At 36.3% G+C, this 19940-nt stretch carries 17 protein-coding genes and 1 pseudogene; 13 read left to right on the top strand and 5 right to left on the bottom strand.

Going from position 1 to position 19940, the window contains the following annotated elements; genetic code table 11:
• Positions 1 to 173 precede the first annotated feature (173 nt).
• The 6 genes and pseudogenes from ltrA (at position 174) to KGI01_RS07825 (ending at position 9028) form a co-directional block, all read left to right on the top strand.
• Positions 174 to 1991: a group II intron reverse transcriptase/maturase gene (gene ltrA, locus KGI01_RS07850; protein WP_141274236.1), complete on the top strand. Its 1818-nt coding sequence runs from the start codon at positions 174 to 176 to the stop codon at positions 1989 to 1991.
• 112 nt (positions 1992 to 2103) lie between these two features.
• Positions 2104 to 4449, top strand: a pseudogene (gene addA / locus KGI01_RS07845) (helicase-exonuclease AddAB subunit AddA); the annotation flags it as partial.
• A 16-nt stretch (positions 4450 to 4465) separates the two neighbouring features.
• On the top strand, positions 4466 to 5626 hold the full coding sequence (locus KGI01_RS07840) for a DUF418 domain-containing protein (RefSeq protein ID WP_255314764.1): 1161 nt from the start codon (positions 4466 to 4468) through the stop codon (positions 5624 to 5626).
• Positions 5627 to 5683: 57 nt separating this feature from the next.
• On the top strand, positions 5684 to 6586 hold the full coding sequence (locus tag KGI01_RS07835) for a fumarylacetoacetate hydrolase family protein (protein WP_141274234.1): 903 nt from the start codon (positions 5684 to 5686) through the stop codon (positions 6584 to 6586).
• 484 nt (positions 6587 to 7070) lie between these two features.
• Positions 7071 to 7448: a YisL family protein gene (locus KGI01_RS07830; protein WP_068455470.1), complete on the top strand. Its 378-nt coding sequence runs from the start codon at positions 7071 to 7073 to the stop codon at positions 7446 to 7448.
• A gap of 113 nt (positions 7449 to 7561) precedes the next feature.
• Positions 7562 to 9028: an alpha-amylase family glycosyl hydrolase gene (locus KGI01_RS07825; protein ID WP_141274233.1), complete on the top strand. Its 1467-nt coding sequence runs from the start codon at positions 7562 to 7564 to the stop codon at positions 9026 to 9028.
• A 45-nt stretch (positions 9029 to 9073) separates the two neighbouring features.
• On the opposite strand, the gene KGI01_RS07820 is transcribed toward KGI01_RS07825, so the two are convergent.
• From KGI01_RS07820 to KGI01_RS07810, 3 genes are all read right to left on the bottom strand, one after another.
• On the bottom strand, positions 9074 to 9937 hold the full coding sequence (locus KGI01_RS07820) for a DegV family protein (RefSeq protein WP_141274232.1): 864 nt from the start codon (positions 9935 to 9937) through the stop codon (positions 9074 to 9076).
• Between the two features lie 24 nt (positions 9938 to 9961).
• On the bottom strand, positions 9962 to 10768 hold the full coding sequence (locus KGI01_RS07815; protein ID WP_141274231.1) for a Cof-type HAD-IIB family hydrolase: 807 nt from the start codon (positions 10766 to 10768) through the stop codon (positions 9962 to 9964).
• Positions 10769 to 10906: 138 nt separating this feature from the next.
• Positions 10907 to 11200 (bottom strand): hypothetical protein, encoded by a 294-nt coding sequence (locus tag KGI01_RS07810; protein ID WP_141274230.1) that lies wholly within the window; start codon positions 11198 to 11200, stop codon positions 10907 to 10909.
• 66 nt (positions 11201 to 11266) lie between these two features.
• Here KGI01_RS07810 and KGI01_RS07805 point away from each other — a divergent pair, with 66 nt between their 5' ends.
• The 3 genes from KGI01_RS07805 (at position 11267) to KGI01_RS07795 (ending at position 14473) form a co-directional block, all read left to right on the top strand.
• Entirely contained in the window at positions 11267 to 12034 is a 768-nt protein-coding gene (locus KGI01_RS07805; RefSeq protein WP_141274229.1) for a prolyl oligopeptidase family serine peptidase, read from the top strand.
• Positions 12035 to 12094: 60 nt separating this feature from the next.
• Positions 12095 to 12403, top strand: coding sequence for a metal-sulfur cluster assembly factor (locus KGI01_RS07800; protein WP_068457542.1), 309 nt, complete (start codon positions 12095 to 12097; stop codon positions 12401 to 12403).
• 75 nt (positions 12404 to 12478) lie between these two features.
• Positions 12479 to 14473: an acyltransferase family protein gene (locus KGI01_RS07795; protein ID WP_307723179.1), complete on the top strand. Its 1995-nt coding sequence runs from the start codon at positions 12479 to 12481 to the stop codon at positions 14471 to 14473.
• 220 nt (positions 14474 to 14693) lie between these two features.
• Here KGI01_RS07795 and KGI01_RS07790 read toward each other — a convergent pair whose 3' ends face one another.
• Positions 14694 to 15044 carry a terpene synthase gene (locus tag KGI01_RS07790; RefSeq protein ID WP_255314761.1) on the bottom strand — a complete coding sequence of 117 codons (351 nt, stop codon included), beginning with the start codon at positions 15042 to 15044 and terminating at the stop codon, positions 14694 to 14696.
• Between the two features lie 145 nt (positions 15045 to 15189).
• Here KGI01_RS07790 and KGI01_RS07785 point away from each other — a divergent pair, with 145 nt between their 5' ends.
• The gene (locus KGI01_RS07785; RefSeq protein WP_141274247.1) at positions 15190 to 15801 is read left to right on the top strand and encodes an ABC transporter ATP-binding protein; all 612 of its coding nucleotides are present in this window, start codon (positions 15190 to 15192) and stop codon (positions 15799 to 15801) included.
• 88 nt (positions 15802 to 15889) lie between these two features.
• Here KGI01_RS07785 and KGI01_RS07780 read toward each other — a convergent pair whose 3' ends face one another.
• Positions 15890 to 16579, bottom strand: coding sequence for a Crp/Fnr family transcriptional regulator (locus KGI01_RS07780; protein ID WP_170214757.1), 690 nt, complete (start codon positions 16577 to 16579; stop codon positions 15890 to 15892).
• 175 nt (positions 16580 to 16754) lie between these two features.
• Here KGI01_RS07780 and KGI01_RS07775 point away from each other — a divergent pair, with 175 nt between their 5' ends.
• The 3 genes from KGI01_RS07775 to KGI01_RS07765 form a co-directional block, all read left to right on the top strand.
• The gene (locus KGI01_RS07775; protein WP_373863123.1) at positions 16755 to 18875 is read left to right on the top strand and encodes an ATP-dependent Clp protease ATP-binding subunit; all 2121 of its coding nucleotides are present in this window, start codon (positions 16755 to 16757) and stop codon (positions 18873 to 18875) included.
• 324 nt (positions 18876 to 19199) lie between these two features.
• Positions 19200 to 19607, top strand: a complete 408-nt coding sequence (locus KGI01_RS07770) for a hypothetical protein (RefSeq protein ID WP_141274225.1) — start codon at positions 19200 to 19202, stop codon at positions 19605 to 19607.
• 146 nt (positions 19608 to 19753) lie between these two features.
• Positions 19754 to 19940: hypothetical protein (locus tag KGI01_RS07765; RefSeq protein ID WP_141274224.1), on the top strand; the 187-nt coding region annotated here is incomplete at its 3' end.

Here is a 19940-nt window from a genome sequence, read left to right as displayed (position 1 = left end):
TACTAAATGGGGATTACCTAAGTTGGAATGCCATTAGGCTATGTACAAAGGTACTGAATATCCAATATGGTAACGGAGCTCCCGTAGTAGTCCGAGATAGGGAAAGCCTATTACATGGCGAAGGGGAGCAGCTTATAACGTATAAAACAATAAAGAAAGGAGCGAAATGCTCTATGCAAAGTTCAGAAATTGTCTTATACAATCTATCGAAACAAGCAATGAAGGACGGTTTTCAATTTGACCGTCTATACAGACATTTATACAACGAAGATTTCTATATTAAAGCCTATACAAAAATATACAAAAATAAAGGTAGTGCAACAAAAGGTATCGACGAAGAAACGGCAGATGGATTCGGAGAAGAAAAGATTCAAACAATAATTGAATCATTGAAAGATGAAAGTTATCAACCCAAACCGGTACGTCGTATTCATATCCCAAAGAAAAATGGTGATACAAGACCACTTGGTATCCCTACATTTACAGACCGTTTAGTACAAGAAGTATGTCGTATGATTATAGAAGCAATTTATGAGCCGAAATTTTCAAATCATTCTCATGGTTTTAGACCGAAAAGAAGTTGTCATACAGCGTTAGTCGAAATAAAGAAAACCTTTACGGGCGTCAATTGGTTCATTGAAGGAGATATTAAAGGATTTTTCGATAACATCAATCATCAAGTACTAATCAATATTTTGCGAAAACATATTAAGGACGAGAAATTTATTCGTCTCATGTGGAAATTCTTAAAAGCAGGATTCGTGGAAGATTGGCGATTCCAAAAGACTTATAGCGGGACACCACAGGGCGGTATCATTAGTCCGTTACTCGCAAATATTTATTTAAATGAATTTGATGAATATGTTGAAAATAAATTAAAACCTTCATTTGATTTAGGTGAGCCAAAGATAGGACGTAAACGAAATACGGAATATCGAAAATATGATATGCGTAATCAGCGTTTGCATAAAAAAATTAATACGACAGAAGACGAAAATTTACGACAACAGATGATTGAAGAATATAAGGCGAATAAGAAAATACTTTTAAATTTACCGTACTATGAACCAAATGCCGAAACGTATAAAGCAGTGAAATATGTGCGTTATGCGGATGATTTTATAGTCGGTGTAAATGGGAGTAAAGAAGACTGTGAGCTCTTAAAACAAGCGATGAAAGAGTTTTTGAAAGACCGTTTGCAATTAGAACTATCGGAAGAAAAAACACTCATTACACATAGTACAAAATTTGCAAGATTTTTAAGCTACGACATCTCAATTAGCCATGATTTAAGCGTGGCTAAAGACAAAAACGGTGTAAAAAAACGTAAATTTAGAGGATATGTGCAATTGCGTATTCCTCAAGGCACAATTGAGAAAGTAATTGTTAAAAATAAAATGGTTAAAGATATCGATGCGAAACAATGGGATATGTTGCATCGACCAAGACTTGTCGGTTTACCTGATTTAGAAGTCATTGAAATATATAACGCAGAACTACGTGGACTATACAATTATTATGCACTAGCAGAAAACGTAAGTCAGAAAATGTGGCAATTGCGTTATGTGATGGAATATAGCTGTTTGAAAACACTTGCGAATAAATACAAATCCTCAGTTGCTAAAATGAAGGTTAAGTTTAAACAAGGTAAATACTGGGGTGTGAAGTATCAAACAAAGCAAGGTGAAAAAATAGCGTATTTCTATAAAGATGGCTTTAAAAAGAAAAAAGAAATAATCCAATCAGAAATAGACGAGCTACCAAACCTTTATGTATATCAAGGCAGAAATGAATTAGAAAAACGATTAAGTGCAAAACAGTGCGAATTATGCGGGGACAACCATTCTGATACGAAGTTCGAAATTCATCATGTAAACAAGGTGAAGAACTTAAAAGGTAAAGAATACTGGGAATGGACAATGCTTGCAAAGCAACGTAAAACACTTGTTGTATGTGTAAAATGTCATAAAGAAATTCATAAACAACGATAGGTTTGTTATAAGTGGAGAGCCGTATACTCTGAGAAGAGTACGTACGGTTCGGGGAGGGGTTCTCTGGAAACCTACTACGGCAATGTAGCAAGGCGCTGGGTTCCTACTCTACTATCGATTCCGACTCGCTGAACCAACATTATTTTTAAATAAGTATCTACAATATCAAGACGAACCGACGGATACAGGTATGAAAATTGATTTGAATGCGAACTTCCGAAGCCGACATGAAGTGTTAGATGGTACGAACTATATCTTCAAGCAAATCATGGGTGAAAAAGTTGGCGAGATTGATTATGACGAAGCAGCGAGTTTAAAACCTGCAGCTCCTTATCCAGCACAAGATACGCCGATTACGGTCGCTGTACTGCATGCGACAGAAGAGGAAGAAGTAGATGAGGAGATTGAGGAATTACGTACTTCACAACGAGAAGCACGCTATATCATCTCGCAAATTCAACAATTAATGAATCGTGAACAGTTGGTTTATGATGCCTTCAAAAAAGACGAGCATGGTAATCCTGTCAGTCGTCCAATTGAATATAGTGACATAGTTATTTTAATGCGTTCAATGACATGGTCTGCCGATTTTGTGGAGGAATTTAAGTTAGCAGGAATACCGTTATACGCAGAACTGTCACGCGGTTACTTCGATGCTATTGAAGTGATGGTCATGATGAATACATTAAAAGTAATTGACAATCCATACCAAGATATACCGTTAGCTTCTGTATTACGTGCGCCTTTTATCGGTCTAACTGAAAATGAACTAGCTGAAATCCGTCTAGCAGACCGTAAAGCGTCGTTTTATGATGCACTGAAGTCTTTTGTTGGGCAAGGACAAGTGATGCGTACAAAGGCAGCAGAGAAGCTACAGCGCTTCTTATTATTACTTGAAGATTGGCGTAATTTAGCGCGTAGAGGTTCATTAGCCGACTTAATTTGGAAAGTATATCTCGATACGAATTATTATGAGATGGTTGGTGCGATGGCGAATGGTAAACAACGTCAAGCGAATCTTCGTGCCTTACATGACCGAGCAATTGCTTATGAAAAAACGGCATTTCGTGGGTTATTCCGTTTCCTTCGTTTTATCGACCGTATGCGCTTGAGAGGCGATGATTTAGGGACAGCAAAAGCGATTGGACAATCCGAAAATGTCGTACGTATTATGACCATTCACTCGTCAAAAGGTTTAGAGTTCCCATATGTATTCGCTGCAGGAATGGGGCGACCATTCAACCGTATGGACTTTAATCAATCCTATCTATTTGACCCTGTGTTTGGATTAGCAGTTAAAATGATTGACCCTGAAAAACGAATTGAATATACATCACTACCTTATTTAGCGATGAAAGAGAAAAAAATGCTTGAGATGAAGGCGGAGGAAATGCGTGTTTTATATGTTGCGATGACGCGTGCAAAAGAAAAACTTTATTTAGTAGGTTCAGTAAAAGAGTGGGAGAGTGCACAGGAGAAGTGGCAAGATGCGCAGCTACTCGCACTGGGCGACCCGCTTCCAGAACATCAGCGTGCTAAAGCGAGTAATTATTTTGATTGGATTGGTCCAGCGATTGCAAGACACCCTGATTATCTAGCAGATGTCGAAGAAAGGGAACGTACAGCATCACCCGACCATTCACGATTTAAAATAGAGATTGTCGATTGTCAGGATATGACGGTTGCAGTGGAAGAACATGAGGTATTGCCAACACCTGTAACGGAAGAAAATCAATTTTTCTCTACGCTTATTCATCAACGTCTGGACTATCGCTATCCATTTGAAACATCGACGCGTAAAAAATCGAAAACGTCTGTTTCAGAAATGAAGCGATTGAAGTTGTTAGAAGATCAGGCAGAACCCGAGATGATTTTTGAACCTGTGAAAGAGAAGGTAGAAGTGACGCAAGGTCCACGACCAACATTCATGCAAGAACAGACGAATATGAGTGGCACTGAAAAAGGAACTGCTGTCCATGCAGTAATGGAACATGTACCCCAACAAGGTTTTGAAACAGTAGAAGAAATTGAAGTATTTTTGCAGACACTCGTAAAACGCCAACTCTTAACAAAGGAAGAAGCGCAAGTTGTTGAACCACAAGATTTACTGACGTTCTTTGCGAGTCCAACTGGACAGGAGTTTAAGTCAGCGCCTATTTTAAAAAGGGAATTACCTTTCACACGTGCCATTGTCGATGAAGATGGAGACGCACAAATTGTACAAGGGATTATTGACTGCCTATATCAAACGACTTCTGGTGAATGGGTACTACTTGATTACAAGACAGACCGACTCACAGCGACAATGCGCACAACAGAAGGGTTAGAAGCTGAATTACGCCGACGCTATTCGATTCAGTTAAACACATATAAGCAAGCTGTTGAAGAAATTTTAGATATTCAAATTACGCGTGCGATGATTTATGCTTTCGCTGCACATCACGGATTTGAAGTATAGGAGGAGATAAAAGTTGATGCAACTTGCACCAACAAAACAGCGTATTGGCACATTAGATTTATTAAGAGGACTTAGCTTATTTGGGATTTTACTCGTCAATTTATTGGCGTTTAATTTCCCTGTAAACTATGTATCACTACGTGAGTTTTTAGAACATCCAACTGATTTACAGATGGAAAAATACTTAACGATTTTTGTGCAAGGAAGTTTTTACCCTTTATTTGCAGGTTTATTCGGTTATGGTCTACAGCTGCAAATGAACAAATCAAAGGAGCTAGGTGAATCATTCATTGGTTATGGCTCCAAGCGACTTAGTTTCCTATTGCTGATTGGTTTATTACATGCCTTTTTCATCTGGTATGGTGATATTTTAACAACGTATGCTGTACTTGGTTTCGGTTTATTATTTTTATTAAAGTTAAAACCGATTTTCCAATTACTTATTGCGACTATTTTATTCGGTATTTGCAGTTTGACAGTAACCGTTCTATTTTATATTTCAAGTCAATTTATTTCCGATTCGTCTGAATACACAGATGTAGCAGGTGTGGCACAGTCGATTGAGTCTTATCGTTATGGTGGAGTCATCGAAATCTTTTTCCAACGTTTAAATGATTTATCCTTACAATATTCAATTATGATGTGGATTTCAGCATTTTTTACAATTCTTCCATTCATGCTTGTTGGTGCTGCCGCAAGTCAGTGGCGCTTAATTGAACGAGCAGGAGAACTTAAGAAGCTTTGGTTCGTCTTATGTATTATAGGGCTATCACTCGGACTCTATTTAAAAAATCTCATTTATCATGAACCTACTTCGATTTTTTATGAAGGTATTGGTCAAGTGATCGGTGCGCCGATTTTAACGGTAGGCTATGTATCATTAATTGTACTTCTTGGACTCATTCCGTGGGTGCAAATCATTACAAAACCGATTCAAGCAGCAGGTCGCATGTCATTAACAATCTACTTAATGCAGTCTGTTATCCAAAGTATTTTATTTTATGGCTTTGGTTTTGGTTTGTATGGCAAGCTAAGTCTGTTACAATTATTCTATATTGCACTCGCAATTTATGCGATTCAGCTCGTTTTTTCAATGATTTGGTTCAAGTACTTTAAACAAGGTCCTGTAGAAGCGCTTTGGAAAAGCGTCACATATGGAAAGAGATTTGAAAAATAGAGGAAATTTAATAGAAAATAAGGTATTATTGTAAAAAAAGAAGGAGTGCCACTATTCATGAAAATTTTATCATTTCGTTACAACAATGAAATCGGCTTTGGTCCGAAAGTAAAAAGAGAAGAAGCAGTTTGGGATGTACTAGCAATTCAAAAATCGTTAAATGTCTTACCTTCGTTTTCTGAAACAATTGTTGAAGGTATGACTTATGGTTTTGAATTTGTAGAGCAAATGCGAAAATTAGTAGAGGCGGCTGAACAATCTCCAAATCCAGCTATTTTCAAACATGCGTTTACAAACATCGAATGGCTTGCACCAATTCCACGTACGACAAAGAACATTATTTGCGTAGGGAAAAACTATGATGAGCATGCAAAAGAGATGGGCGCTGATCATGCACCAGAAGATTTAGTTGTGTTCACAAAAGCACCGACAGCCATTGCTGCTGATGAGCAAACAATTTCTGTTCATGCAGATGTAACAGATTCACTTGATTACGAAGGTGAGTTAGCAGTTGTAATCGGGAAAAAAGGGAAGAACATTCCAGCAGTTTTAGCATTTGACTACGTATTTGGTTATACGATTGCAAATGATATTACAGCACGTGATTTACAAGAACGTCATAAACAATTCTTCTTAGCAAAAAGTCTAGATGGGTCTTGCCCAATGGGACCTTATTTAGTAACGAAAGATGAAATTCCAAATCCACAAAATCTAACAGTAGTTACAAAAGTCAACGATGAAGTACGTCAAAATGGTACAACACGTGACATGATGCATACTGTTGAAGATTTGATTGTAAAAATCTCAAGCATGGTAACATTAGAACCAGGTGATGTGATTTTAACAGGTACGCCAGCAGGAGTTGGTAAAGGTATGACTCCACCAACGTATTTAAAAGCAGGCGACACAGTAAAAGTATCAATCGAAGGAATCGGTACATTAGTAAACCGTTTCGAATAAGATATTATTCAATCTCGACATGCCTCGGCTGTCGAGATTTTTTTGTTATTTGGGCGAATGTCCCATTTTCGCCCTCGAATGACCTGATTGGACGAGCGAATGACCTGAACTGAATAGCGAATGTCCCATTTTCGCCCTCGAATGTCCCGATTGGACGAGCGAATGACCTGAACTGAATAGCGAATGTCCCATTTTCGCCCTCGAATGACCTGATTGGACGAGCGAATGACCTGAACTGAATAGCGAATGTCCCATTTTCGCCCTCGAATGACCTGAACCAAGCAATAAGAATTCCTTTTTTACTTAGTTAACTTTTAGCTGAATAGGGGAACAGTAGAAGTAGCATTTGTGCATCTATGCTATTTAGAACGATGTTTTTGTATCTTCTTCCTATATTCGTTTTCTGTGGGTATTTTTGTTTGTATAGTCTGCATCTCTTTGGTAACATGAAAAAGAAATATGACAATTATACGAGGTGAAAAACATGCTTGAATTTTTAGGTTCACAAACTCATTTGCATATTACGACATGGGTTGTAGCACTAATTTTATTCTTTGTTGCAGTTAGTATGCAAAAAGGTTCAAAAGGGCGCAAAATTACACATATGATTTTACGTCTATTCTATATTTTGATTATCGCAACAGGTGTTGCTTTATTCATTACAGCGCTTGACTACGGCCAGGGTATGTTGTACGGATTTAAACTGTTATTCGGTTTAGGTGTAATCGCCTTTATGGAATTAGTATTAGTTCGCAGCAATAAAGGTAAATCGACTGGTGGTATGTGGGCAGGTTTTATTATCTGCTTAATCGTTGTACTTGTACTGGGCTTCAAATTGCCAATGGGCTTCCAGTTCTTCTAAAAAACCACCTATAAAAAGTAGTACAGACCAATTTTTATGGTTTGTACTACTTTTTTTCGTTAAAGGGGGTAAAGGATAAGAGTGAATAGATTATGAAAGGTGGCAAAGGATAGATGAAAAAAATAAGTTCTTTCATCTTGTCGTTATGTTTACTCTTTTTAATTTCGCCTACCTTTTTTGTAAAAGCTAAGCAGGACATGCACGATGAGAGTATTTATGACATTATTATTGATCGTTTTGTGGATGGGAACCCAGCAAATAATGGACCGACAAATCTAAAAGAGCCTTTTATGGGTGGCGATTTTGAAGGAGTTCGAACGAAGGCAAGTTATTTTAAAAAATTGCGTTTTTCATATGTTTCACTCGGAAGCCTAGCAAAAGCAGAAGACTATCGCGGAAAAAAGGTAGTGGATTATGGTCAACTACAGCCTTACTTTGGGACAGAAGCAGATTATCAAAAGATGCGTGAAGCCTTAAATGAAGAGCAAATCAAAATAATTGCTGATTTTCCGATTAATGGTGTGAGTGAAAAGAATATATTGATTCCAAAAGGTGAAAAAGCGAATTGGACGAAGCCCGCGACTGAAAAGGGAACGATTAATTGGAATTTAGAAAATAAACAAGTGAAAAAAGCTTTGATGAAAGCTGCAGCAGATTATGCTTATCATAATCAAGTGGATGGTATTCGACTTACAGGGATACAAGGTGTAGATCCAACTTTTTTAAATGATTTAATGTTGATTTTAAAAGCAAGTAATCCTGACTTAGTCGTCCTATCTGATAATGACTCAGATGCGAATTTTGATGTGGATTATGATGTAGGAAAGATGAGAGCTTTTCAGGAAGTCTTTAAAAAACCGAATACGACTGCTACATCGGTTGTGAAAAATATTCGAGAAGATCGTGAAGTTAATCCACGTCTACTCATGATTGATGATGTGAATAATACACGTTTTTCAGAACACACCAAAATATCGAAAGGTGAATCGAGTCCACAGTTGAAATTGGCGCTAACGACCTTATTTACTTTACCAGGGACGCCTATTATGATGTATGGTACTGAAAATGAAATGAGTGGAGAAAGTCCACCCGATACACTTGGCATGATGGAATTTAAAGAAAATAATGAGCTAACAGATTACATCGGAAAGCTTCAAAAAATTCGTTCAGATAATCCAACCTTGCGAAATGGTTCATTCAAATTATTAAATCATCAAGATGGTTTTGTCGCTTACGAACGATATGATGATAAAAAGAAGTGGCTCGTAGTTGTCAATAATACAGACCAGACGCAGCAAATGAACCTTTCTGAAAAAGCGATAGGCAAGAATCGAGAATTGGTAAGCTTATTAGATGAAGAAAAGATCTATGCGAGTCCTAATCAAAAATATCGTATCGCATTAGATCGTGAACAGGCAGAAATTTTTGAAATCCAGCCAAGAAAGAATGTTGAATTTCCGTATCTATCACTGGCGGTTGTAGGGACACTATTTGTATTGCTTATGATTACGATTGTGATTGGTGGCGTGCGAAAAAAGAAGGGGGGAAGGAATATAGTGTATCTCTTTAAAAAAGGTTGAGATCTAATGTGTTTATAACACATAGGTCTCAACCTTTTTTTTGATTTATAGAGCTTCAGGATATAATTCGTTTAAGAAAAAGACAGCGATTGTTCCAGGACCTGCATGACATGCGATAGTCGAACCAATCACATGTAACTCAACAGCTACAGGGTGGAAGCGTTCGATAATCATTTCCTTCATTTCCTGTGCAGCTGCTAGGTCGTCACCATGACTAATTGCAATGACTTGTTTAGATAGTGTTTCACCACGTTCTTCCATTACGTCTAAAATACGCTTAAACACTTTTTTACGACCACGCATTTTCTCGATTGGAATTAGTTTGCCATCTTCTACGTGAAGGAGTGGCTTAATACTTAATAATCCACCAATGAAAGCACTTGTTTTAGAAACACGTCCGCCTTTAGCAAGAAAATCTAAGTCTTCTACAGTAAATAAGTGTTCCATATGTTCTGCTTGGAAACGTGTACGCGCTACAATATCTTCAAATGAGTAGGCATGGTCGCGTATGCGAACCACTTCTTTTACGACCATACCATAACCAAGTGATGCACATTTCGAGTCAATAATTTCGAGTTTTAAATCAGGATAGTTTTCAAGCACCTGTTCACGCATCATACGAGCAGTGTTGTATGTACCTGAAAGTTCAGAAGAGAATGCGATATATAAACCTTCCTCGCCTGATTTTGCAAGTTCTTCAAAAGCATACAAAAATACTTCAGGTGATACTTGAGAGGTTTTTGGCGATTTGCCATTTCGAATTTCGTCATATACTTTTTGTACATCAATGCCAATGACATCGTCGAATTCTTTGCCATCTAGCTCAACACGTAGTGGAAATAGATGTACATTATTATTTACATAAAAAGATTGTGGTAAATCACATGCGCTATCTGCAAATAGTTTCATGTGCTTACACCTCCTATAATTCATTTAGAGTTTTAGACGTTCACGTAAAATACGCGCGATTCCGTCTTCGTTGTTACTGTCCGTAATCTCATTTGCAATATTTTTTACATCGCCAATCGCATTGCCCATTGCCACGCCAAGACCGGCATATTCAAGCATCTCTAAATCATTATCCTCATCACCAAATGCAATAATACGTTCTTTTGGAATTTGTAAATGCTTTGAAACGATCCCTAAACCAATTGCTTTATGAATACCGCTGCGCACGATTTCGATTACATGGTACGGGTCACCCCAACGACGATGATCAATTACTTCTGCTTTCGTATGTTCTAAAAATTCACGAATGATTGCAACTTCTTGGTCACTCGCATGAAGTAATAAACTTGTTGGATCATCTTTTAGATGCTCTTTAATTTTGCCATATGTCATACGTGGATTACCCATTCCTAAAATCGCAAGAAGTGGATCGTCTTGCTGTTCAACATAAACATCATCCATCACTTCCGCAATGACATTGGTAAGACGGTATTCATGAAGAGATTCCACAATGTCCGTTGCAGTATGTAATTGAATCGGATTATGTTGTGTTTTAAACTGCGTGTGATGAGGTTGATGAATGTATGCACCGTTGAAATTAACGATTGGTGTATGTAGTCCTAGTTCTTCATAAATATGTTTGCTGGCGCGAAAAGGTCGCCCAGTTGCAATCATTACTTGATGTCCTACTGACTTTGCTTGCAAGATTGTTTCTTTTGTTGTAGGTGATATCACTTTTTCATCCGTTAATAATGTGCCGTCTAAATCAAGCGCAATTAAATGAGGCTTCATGAATCGCAAAACTCCTCTCTATCCCGTAATTTTAACCTTATACACCGTATTCCGTCAAAACTTCCTTTCGAAAAGAGTGAATAAGTCATAATAAAAAAGAAAATTGTAAATTGCTAATTTTCTTTTCATCTCATTTTACTAATTTACTTTTTTAGGATTTATAGCGAATACAATTGTACTGAATACGATAATGACACCAAAGAACAACCAAGAATTAATTGAATTATAAAAGAACGCATAAATTATAAGCACTGCACCATATACAAAACTTAAAACGATTAATCTGGCAGCTTTGTCTTTCACCAAAGCAAAAACTCCGCGTGCCAAAAAGAAAATACCAACGGCTAAAGCAAAAATCGCTTGGAACCCTATACAATACTTACTCAAATTGTCTACTGCTTTATAAAATGACCTTTTCCCGATTTTGTTCATTTTTATTCGTCACATAAAATAATTTCTGTTACGATAAGGATAAGAATGTAAAGGAGTGAACAGGAAATGGAGATTAAAAAAGAACAATGGGGTAATATCCCACTACTACACATCTATGATGAAACGATGGATGCGTCGACACCAACCATCCTATTTCTACATGGTTTTGAAAGTGCGAAAGAGCATAATTTGCACTATGCTTATAATTATGTGAATAAAGGAATGCGTGTCATTATGCCAGATGCCATCTTACATGGTGATCGTGACGAACATCTCGATCCTGTTCAATTAAGTTTACGATTTTGGGAGATTGTCTTAACGAATATCGAGGAAGTTGAAACAATTTACCACGCGTTACAAGAAAAAGGGATTATTCAAGAAGGTACAAAAATTGGTTTAAGTGGTACGTCAATGGGAGCGATTACGACATTAGGATGCCTAACTGTCTATCCATGGATTGATGTAGCAGCAGTGATGATGGGTACACCAAACTATGTTGATTTAGCAAAAGCACAAATCGAACAAGTGGAGGCGATGGGATTACCATTACCGCTTTCTGAAGAAGAATTGGCACATTTATACCGCACGCTAGCTTACTTCGAAATTAGTAGTCATCCTGAAAAATTAGCAGGACGACCTGTATTCTTCTGGCATGGTAAAAAAGATCAAATGGTTCCATATGCACCAGCACACGCTTTTTATGAAGCAATGAAAGAACAGTATGCAGATGATCCTGAGAAGTGGCAACATATGACATCAAAAAGTTCAGGTCATAAAGTAAATCGTAAAGGTATGCTTGCGAACGTTGATTGGTTTGCAGAGTATTTGGCATAAGCCTTAAATTTTGTTATGATAAACTTAACACTATGTAGAAAGGGGTAAACTTTCATGGCAATCGATCAAGATATGAAAGACAGTATCCTAGGCGCACTTGAAAACGTTATTGACCCAGAATTAGGGATTGATATCGTTAATTTAGGTCTTGTTTATGACGTAGATATGAATGATGAAGGCGTCGCAATGGTTACAATGACATTAACATCAATGGGCTGCCCAATGGGACCAATGATTATCGACCAAATTCGTACAGCACTATTTGAATTACCAGAAGTAAAAGATGTAGACGTAAATATTGTTTGGAATCCACCATGGTCAAAAGACAATATGACGCGTTATGCAAAAATGGCTCTAGGCGTACGTTAATAATAGAATGGCCTTTCACGTTCGATACTTGAATCGTAAAGGTCATTTTTTTATGAATAAATAAAGATAGGAGAATTGAATTTTTTTAAAATGGATAAACAATTGATTCAAATTGAACGTAAATTCCGACCCGAAATCGAGGGTTTACGTGTTGTTGCAGCACTTCTAGTCGCCACATACCATATTTGGTTTAACCGCGTTTCAGGTGGTGTAGATGTCTTCTTCGTAGTCTCTGGATTTTTAATCACAACCTCTATTATTTCAACCATTAATCGTACAGGGACGTTTAAGTTCCTACCCTATATTTCTAAGCTATTGAAACGTTTATTGCCATCCGTATTTTTTATATTAGCAGTCGTTCTTTTACTTAGCTTCTTTTTATTACCGCAAACAATCCTAGATAAAACGATTAAAGAAATTATTGCTTCCATGTTCTATTTTGAAAACTGGCAGTTAGCATTTTCAAATACAGATTATCTCGATTCACAACAAATGAAAACTCCTGTAGAACACTTTTGGGCGATGTCCATCCAAGGTCAATTTTACATAATTTGGTTTATATTATTTGCATTTATTTTATGGGCGATTAAAAAATATCAAATCACGAATACCCGAAAATTAATTAATTTTATTTTAGGTAGTGTATTCATCGTATCACTTAGTTATTCAATATATTTAACTTCAGTGAACCAACCATTTGCTTATTTCATTACATTTACACGTGTATGGGAATTCTCGTTAGGTGGATTACTGTGTGTAAATCTAGCATACATTCGCATCAATAAAGTAGTCGCAATGATATTAGGATGGCTAGGCTTAATTGGCCTAATCTTAACAGGTATGTTATTTGATGTATCACAAATGTTCCCAGGTTATATTGCACTATGGCCAATGGCTTGTGCTGTCTTTATTATTGTATCTGGAACAGTGGTAACTCGTTTTGGTGTACGTCGTATTTTAGCCTCACCTGTCATGATTAAATTAGGTGGTTTATCCTTCGGTGTTTATCTATGGCACTGGGTTATTCTTTCGTTCTATCATTATAATATTAGCCGAGAGAATCCGAACTTTTTAGAAGGTATGACGATTATTATTGCATCGTTCATCTTATCGTACTTAATGACGCGCTTTATTGAAAAACCGATTCGCGAATCATCTACAACGCATCGTGCATTCCGTAGAATTTCATGGATTGGAACGGTGAACCTTATTTTAATTGCTGTTTTGGTGAGTACAAATCTTTTTACGCAAAATCAACAAGCTAAAAATAAAACTGTTGAAAATTATCCTGGAGCAGTAGCAGCTCTTGGAAAAGTTGAAGTACCAGATGTACCTGCCTATCCAACTTTAGCCAATGTATTTAATGATTTACCACAGTCGCATATAGATGGTAGTAATCAAACTCAAAAAAAAGCGGATGTAAAAGTCGGTGTCTATGGTAAAAAAGAAGGGTACACAGCTACCATCGCAGTTGTCGGAAGTTCACATTCCGAACAATGGCTAGGTGGCGTATTAAAAGCAGTTGAAGGAACGGATTATCGTGTACTCAATATGACACGTTCAGCTACTCGTTTTTCTACAGGTTATGATGAAGATGATATCAAGTCTAAGTGGGTGGAAAATACATTAGCCTATATTAAAGAACAGGATATCGATTTAGTAGTAGGACATGCGACAGCTTCGAATACAGATAAAGAACGTATTCAAGAACATCTTTTAAATCCACTGCGTGAATTAAAGGAAGCGGGTGTTCAAATTTTAGCGTTACGTGATAATCCACGCTATACATTCAATGTTGTGGAGTCTCTTGATCAAGATGGTGAGCAAAAAACGATTGAGAAAATGAATCGTGAACAAAATCAATTAGACGGAGCAGCTTGGACAAACTTAGAGAAAAATCAAGAATTTCATACATTAGATTTAACACAGTATTTCAAAATAGGTGATGAATTCAGACCGATTATTGGGAATGTTGTCGTTTATCGTGATTACGATCATATTACAAATACGTATGCCGAATCTTTTGCGCCGATTTTTGAAAAACAATTTAATGACATCTTAAAAAAATAAAATGGTTAGAAGAGTCTGGGTAAAATCCCAGTTAAAAGTAAGAGAGCTTCGGCATATGAAAATGCTGAAGCTCTTTTTAGTCTGTTTGCGGATTTTCATTTTGGGCGATGCTGTTTCTGCATAAGTCACATCCACACGCCTATACAAAACAAAAAAACAGCCTTTTTTGTTAAAATTTAAGTATTCTACTACAAAAATTATAAATTAGAGTGATATTTTCTTAGTCTTGAGATAAATACATCCATTTATGATCATCTATTTCGCTCAATACAATATCCGAATCTATATATGTCAACAAGTTATTGAAAAATGGAACTTCATCTAAATGGGGGGCATCATATAAATCTTTTTTTACAAACTCATCGATAATAAAAGTAGTTATATCTGTATTATTAACTAATTCTGAGAAAAAAGTTCTTAAAAAATAAGAATCTTCTTCTAGTTTCTCATCACTTATAAATGAAATTTTGAAAACATTTAAAATTTCATTTATATCTTCCTCATCCATATAACATAATGGATCATGTTTTATTTCTTCTTTTGAAAGAGGTCGTCTAGTATCTTCTAGCAAGATGTAACATACCGAATTGCTTTCTTTGAAAAACTTAAAAATTTCTAGATTTTTAAGTTTTAATATTCTGTTAAATAATTTCATAAAATTCTCCTCTCCGAAATTTAATTTTGAATGTAATAATAACTCTCTAACAGTTAGACCAATCATTGCAGCTATAGCTGCTATTGATGAAGGAAAATTATACGGTATTTTAGGATCGAGTGGTTCGGGAAAAACGACTTTTTTATCGCTAATTGCAGGACTGGATACACCAAAATCAGGTGATATTTATTACGAAGGGAAGTCATTAAAAAAGATTGGGTTAACACGTTATCGTAATGAATGTGTATCGATTGTCTTTCAGTCGTATAATCTACTACCTTATTTATCGGCACTTGATAATATAACAGCAGCACTTGAAATTACGCATTCAAAAAAAGCGAATCGTAAAGAATATGCACTCGAGATGTTGCAAAAAGTAGGAATTGACACTGAAATGGCGAAGAAGAATGTCCAACATTTATCAGGCGGACAGCAACAGCGAGTTGCGATTGTACGCGCCATGTGTTGTGATGCGCGCCTTGTCGTAGCAGACGAGCCGACAGGTAATTTAGACGAACAAAACTCACTCGAAATCATTCGTCTGTTTAAACAACTAGCACATGAACAAAATAAATGTGTCATTGTCATTACACATGAAAAAGAGATTGCAGAACAATGTGATACGGTTCTAGAGTTAAAATCTAAGAACATGCATGTGATTAAAAGTAGTTAATTTATGAAACATATAATTAGAATATAGCTAATCGAAATATAGTCAACAAAGAAGACCATGCAAAAAAGCAGTGGTCTTCTTTTCATGTCTAATTAATACGACATAAAAATTCGATACACTGCTCACATTCACAAAACTGCTGTAAATAATCTAAACGATGGATTGTAAGGTAGCCATTTTCTTCTGATATGACTTTTTCTTTTTTGAATTCTTGTAATAAGCGGTTTACAACTTCACGACTTGTTGCACAAAGACTTGCTAGTTCACTATGTGTAAATTTTTCACTAATTTGAATCGATTTGTCTGTTTTCTTTTCGCCATATGAATTCGCTAAACGAATGAGTATAGAGGAGAGTGCGCCTTTTTTTCCATATAGCAGTAAGTCGCGTAATTTAGTTTGTTCACGCATTCTTTGAATTTGAATCCATGTGAGACATTCCCGTAGTGCTGCAAGGTTTTCGGATAATTCATGTTCCAACTGTTCTTTCGAAATTGAAAAAATGGTACAACAATCTAATACTTTTGCTGAAAGTGGGTATGTAATAAGTGGGGTGAATAAAATACTTTCACCAATACAATCATTTTTCGTCGCAATGCAAAGTGTTAATTCTTTACCACCAACGCTCTCTTTTGTAATGGCAATACGACCTTTTTCCACAAAATAAAGATGTGTTGCCGCTTCACCTGCAGTACAAATATGTTGATGACGAACGAAATGATGTTTTGTACCATGTGCTTTAAAAATCTGCTGGACGATTTGGGGGACTGCATCAAACACAATCAAAACACCTCCATAATTAACTGTTTTTTATTTTAACATAAATAATAAACAGTACAAAAAACATGAAAGTCAAAAAAGGTCAAATATATTACTTGAGTTTTTGAAATGAAGTCGATATAATAAAATTAATAAATAGTCAAAGATAGTCAAACAGGAGGAAAAAATAATGCAAATGAATCAAATGAACCAAGAAGAAGAAAATCCGCTAGAGAAGTATGGACGTAATTTAGTAGAGGCAGTTAAAGAAGGTAAGATGGACCCTGTTATTGGACGTGACCAAGAAATTCGTGATGTCATTCGCATTTTATCTCGAAAAACAAAAAATAATCCCGTTCTAATCGGTGAACCAGGTGTAGGTAAAACAGCGATTGTTGAAGGATTAGCGCAACGTATTGTAAAAAAAGACGTACCTGAAGGTTTAAAAGATAAACAAATATATGAACTTGATATGAGCGCATTAATTGCAGGCGCAAGTTATCGCGGACAGTTTGAAGAACGTCTACAAGGTGTTTTAAAACAAGTACGTGAAGCAGAAGGAAATATTATCTTATTCATCGACGAAATTCATACCATTGTTGGTGCAGGTAAAACAGAAGGTTCGATGGATGCAGGGAATATGTTAAAACCAATGTTAGCACGCGGTGAACTACATTGTATCGGTGCGACAACATTAGATGAATATCGTACAAATATCGAAAAAGACCCTGCACTTGAACGACGCTTCCAACAAGTGCTTGTACGCGAACCATCTGTAGAAGATACAATTTCCATTCTACGTGGTTTACGTGAACGTTTCGAATTACACCATGGTGTACGTATCCATGACCGTGCGATTGTGGCAGCGGCAGAATTATCAAATCGCTATATTACAGATCGTTTCCTACCAGATAAAGCGATTGACTTAGTCGATGAGGCGTGTGCGATGATTCGTACAGAAATCGACTCGATGCCATCTGAATTAGATGAGGTTACACGTCGACAAATGCAGTTGGAAATTGAAGAACAAGCATTGATGAAAGAAGGCGACAATGCGAGTAAAAAGCGTTTAGAAGCGTTACGTGAAGAATTACAAGAATTAAAAGATTCATCACAATCGATGCGTGAACAATGGGAACGTGAAAAAAATGCGCTTCAAATTGTGCAGGAAAAACGTGAAAAACTCGATCAATATCGTCATGAATTAGAAGAAGCAGAGAGTCAATATGACTTGAATAAAGCGGCGATTCTACGACATGGTAAAATTCCAGAGCTTGAAAAAGAGCTAGCGAATTTAGAAGAAGAAGTAGAAAGCTCAGATAAGCTATTACGTGAAGATGTCACAGCGGAAGAAATTGCGAGTATCGTATCTCGCTGGACTGGTATTCCTGTAACGAAAATGTTAGAGGGAGAACGTGAAAAATTACTTCGTTTAAAAGATACACTACATGAGCGTGTAGTCGGACAAGATGATGCAGTTCGTCTTGTTTCAGAAGCTGTATGGCGCGCGCGTGCAGGTATCCAAGATCCGAATAAACCAATCGGTTCGTTCTTATTCTTAGGACCAACTGGTGTAGGTAAAACAGAACTTGCGAAAGCACTCGCAGCACAACTATTCGACTCAGAAGACCATTTTGTACGTATTGATATGTCGGAATACATGGAAAAACATAGTGTATCTCGACTTGTGGGTGCACCTCCAGGTTATATCGGCTATGAAGAAGGCGGTCAATTAACAGAGGCAGTTCGTCGTAATCCGTATTCGGTCATTCTATTAGATGAAATTGAAAAAGCACATCCAGATGTCGCAAACATTCTCCTTCAAATTTTAGATGATGGTCGTATTACAGATAGTCAAGGACGTATGGTGAACTTTACGAATACAGTTGTCATTATGACATCGAATATCGGTTCACACTATTTACTTGATTTACACAATACAGAAGGACATGCAGTGGAAGATTTAGTGATGGCAGAATTGAAAAATCATTTCAAACCAGAACTATTAAATCGTCTAGATGATATCATCATGTTCCACGCATTAACAGATGAGCACTTCTACGAAATTACACGTAAGTACGTGAACCATCTCGTACAACGTGTAGCAGAACAAGAGATTAAATTGGTAGTTGGCGATGATGTTATTCATTGGATTGCGAAAGAAGGAGCAGATCCTGCATTCGGCGCAAGACCACTTCGTCGCTTCATCCAACGCCATGTAGAAACACCAGTCGCAAAAGAATTATTAAAAGGTGAAAAAGTACCTGGCGACACACTAACAGTTTATGTAGAAGACAATGAGATTAAAGTGAAATAAGATTTATTTTAGGAAGAGGAATCACATTTGATGTGGTTCCTTTTTATTTGCCCTATTTTTGATGAATGTAAGTAAAAAATAAAATTTTACTAATAAAATAAGTATTTCTTTAAATAACCCTTTTATCTATTTGTATTTTATGTTAATTTTTTACATGGTGCATTTTTATCAAAAATATATTATTTATATTAAAATTATTGCGTATAAGTAAATGAGCGTTTTACATACACGATTAAATTTAAGAGGAAAAGTTCATAATATTCGAAAACCAATTGCTAAGTTATTTGGTAACTCTAAATATAAATATTAAAAGGATGTATATGGATGAAATGTATTAGACTGACATTAATTAATATTGTAGCGATTGGCATATTACATCTAGGTGGTTTTTTGTTCAGTATTTTAACTGATCAGGTATATCGTTTTATAGCTTATCTATTAGTACTTGTTACACCTTTTATTCTGTTTATGAGTAATTATTTTTTGAGAGAAAAGCTACAGCCAGAGTCACAAAGCAATTTGATTTTTATTTTAATTGGAACTATAGGAAGCCTGTTTTTACATTTTCTTTTTAGTAATGTCCAGTTTGAAAATGGCTTACCTTATGATCCATCAAGAGATAATATGTCAACGGCGCTTGTATTATTTTTATATAAGGCGGTATTTGTTCAATGTTTCATAGGAGCTGCCCTTTATGAGTGGCGACTTTATAAAAAGAAAAACAGTAATTGATAGAATGAATTATTATTTTAAAATAAAGTCTGTTCAAAATAGCCATAATTAAAATAAAGATTGATTAAAACGTCGTGATAAACCCTTGGTATAAAAGGATTTATCATAAATGACATATGTTTTAGCCAATCTTTTTTACAAACGGTATGACTTTATTTCAAATCAACATGAACGATGCGAATTTACTCGGTTCACTGACGTACACAACAAAAGCGCAACAACCATTTAAAATTGCATATGATTATACGAAAAATGGCACGTTGAAGATGAGCCAAGACTGCAACGTCCTGTTGCAAGGCTCATCCAACTTGCGTCCAGCAAGCAGCACAAGCC

This window comes from Kurthia gibsonii (assembly GCF_006539985.1).
GTDB classification, from domain to species: domain Bacteria; phylum Bacillota; class Bacilli; order Bacillales_A; family Planococcaceae; genus Kurthia; species Kurthia gibsonii.
This window is presented reverse-complemented; position numbering and strand designations above follow the sequence as displayed.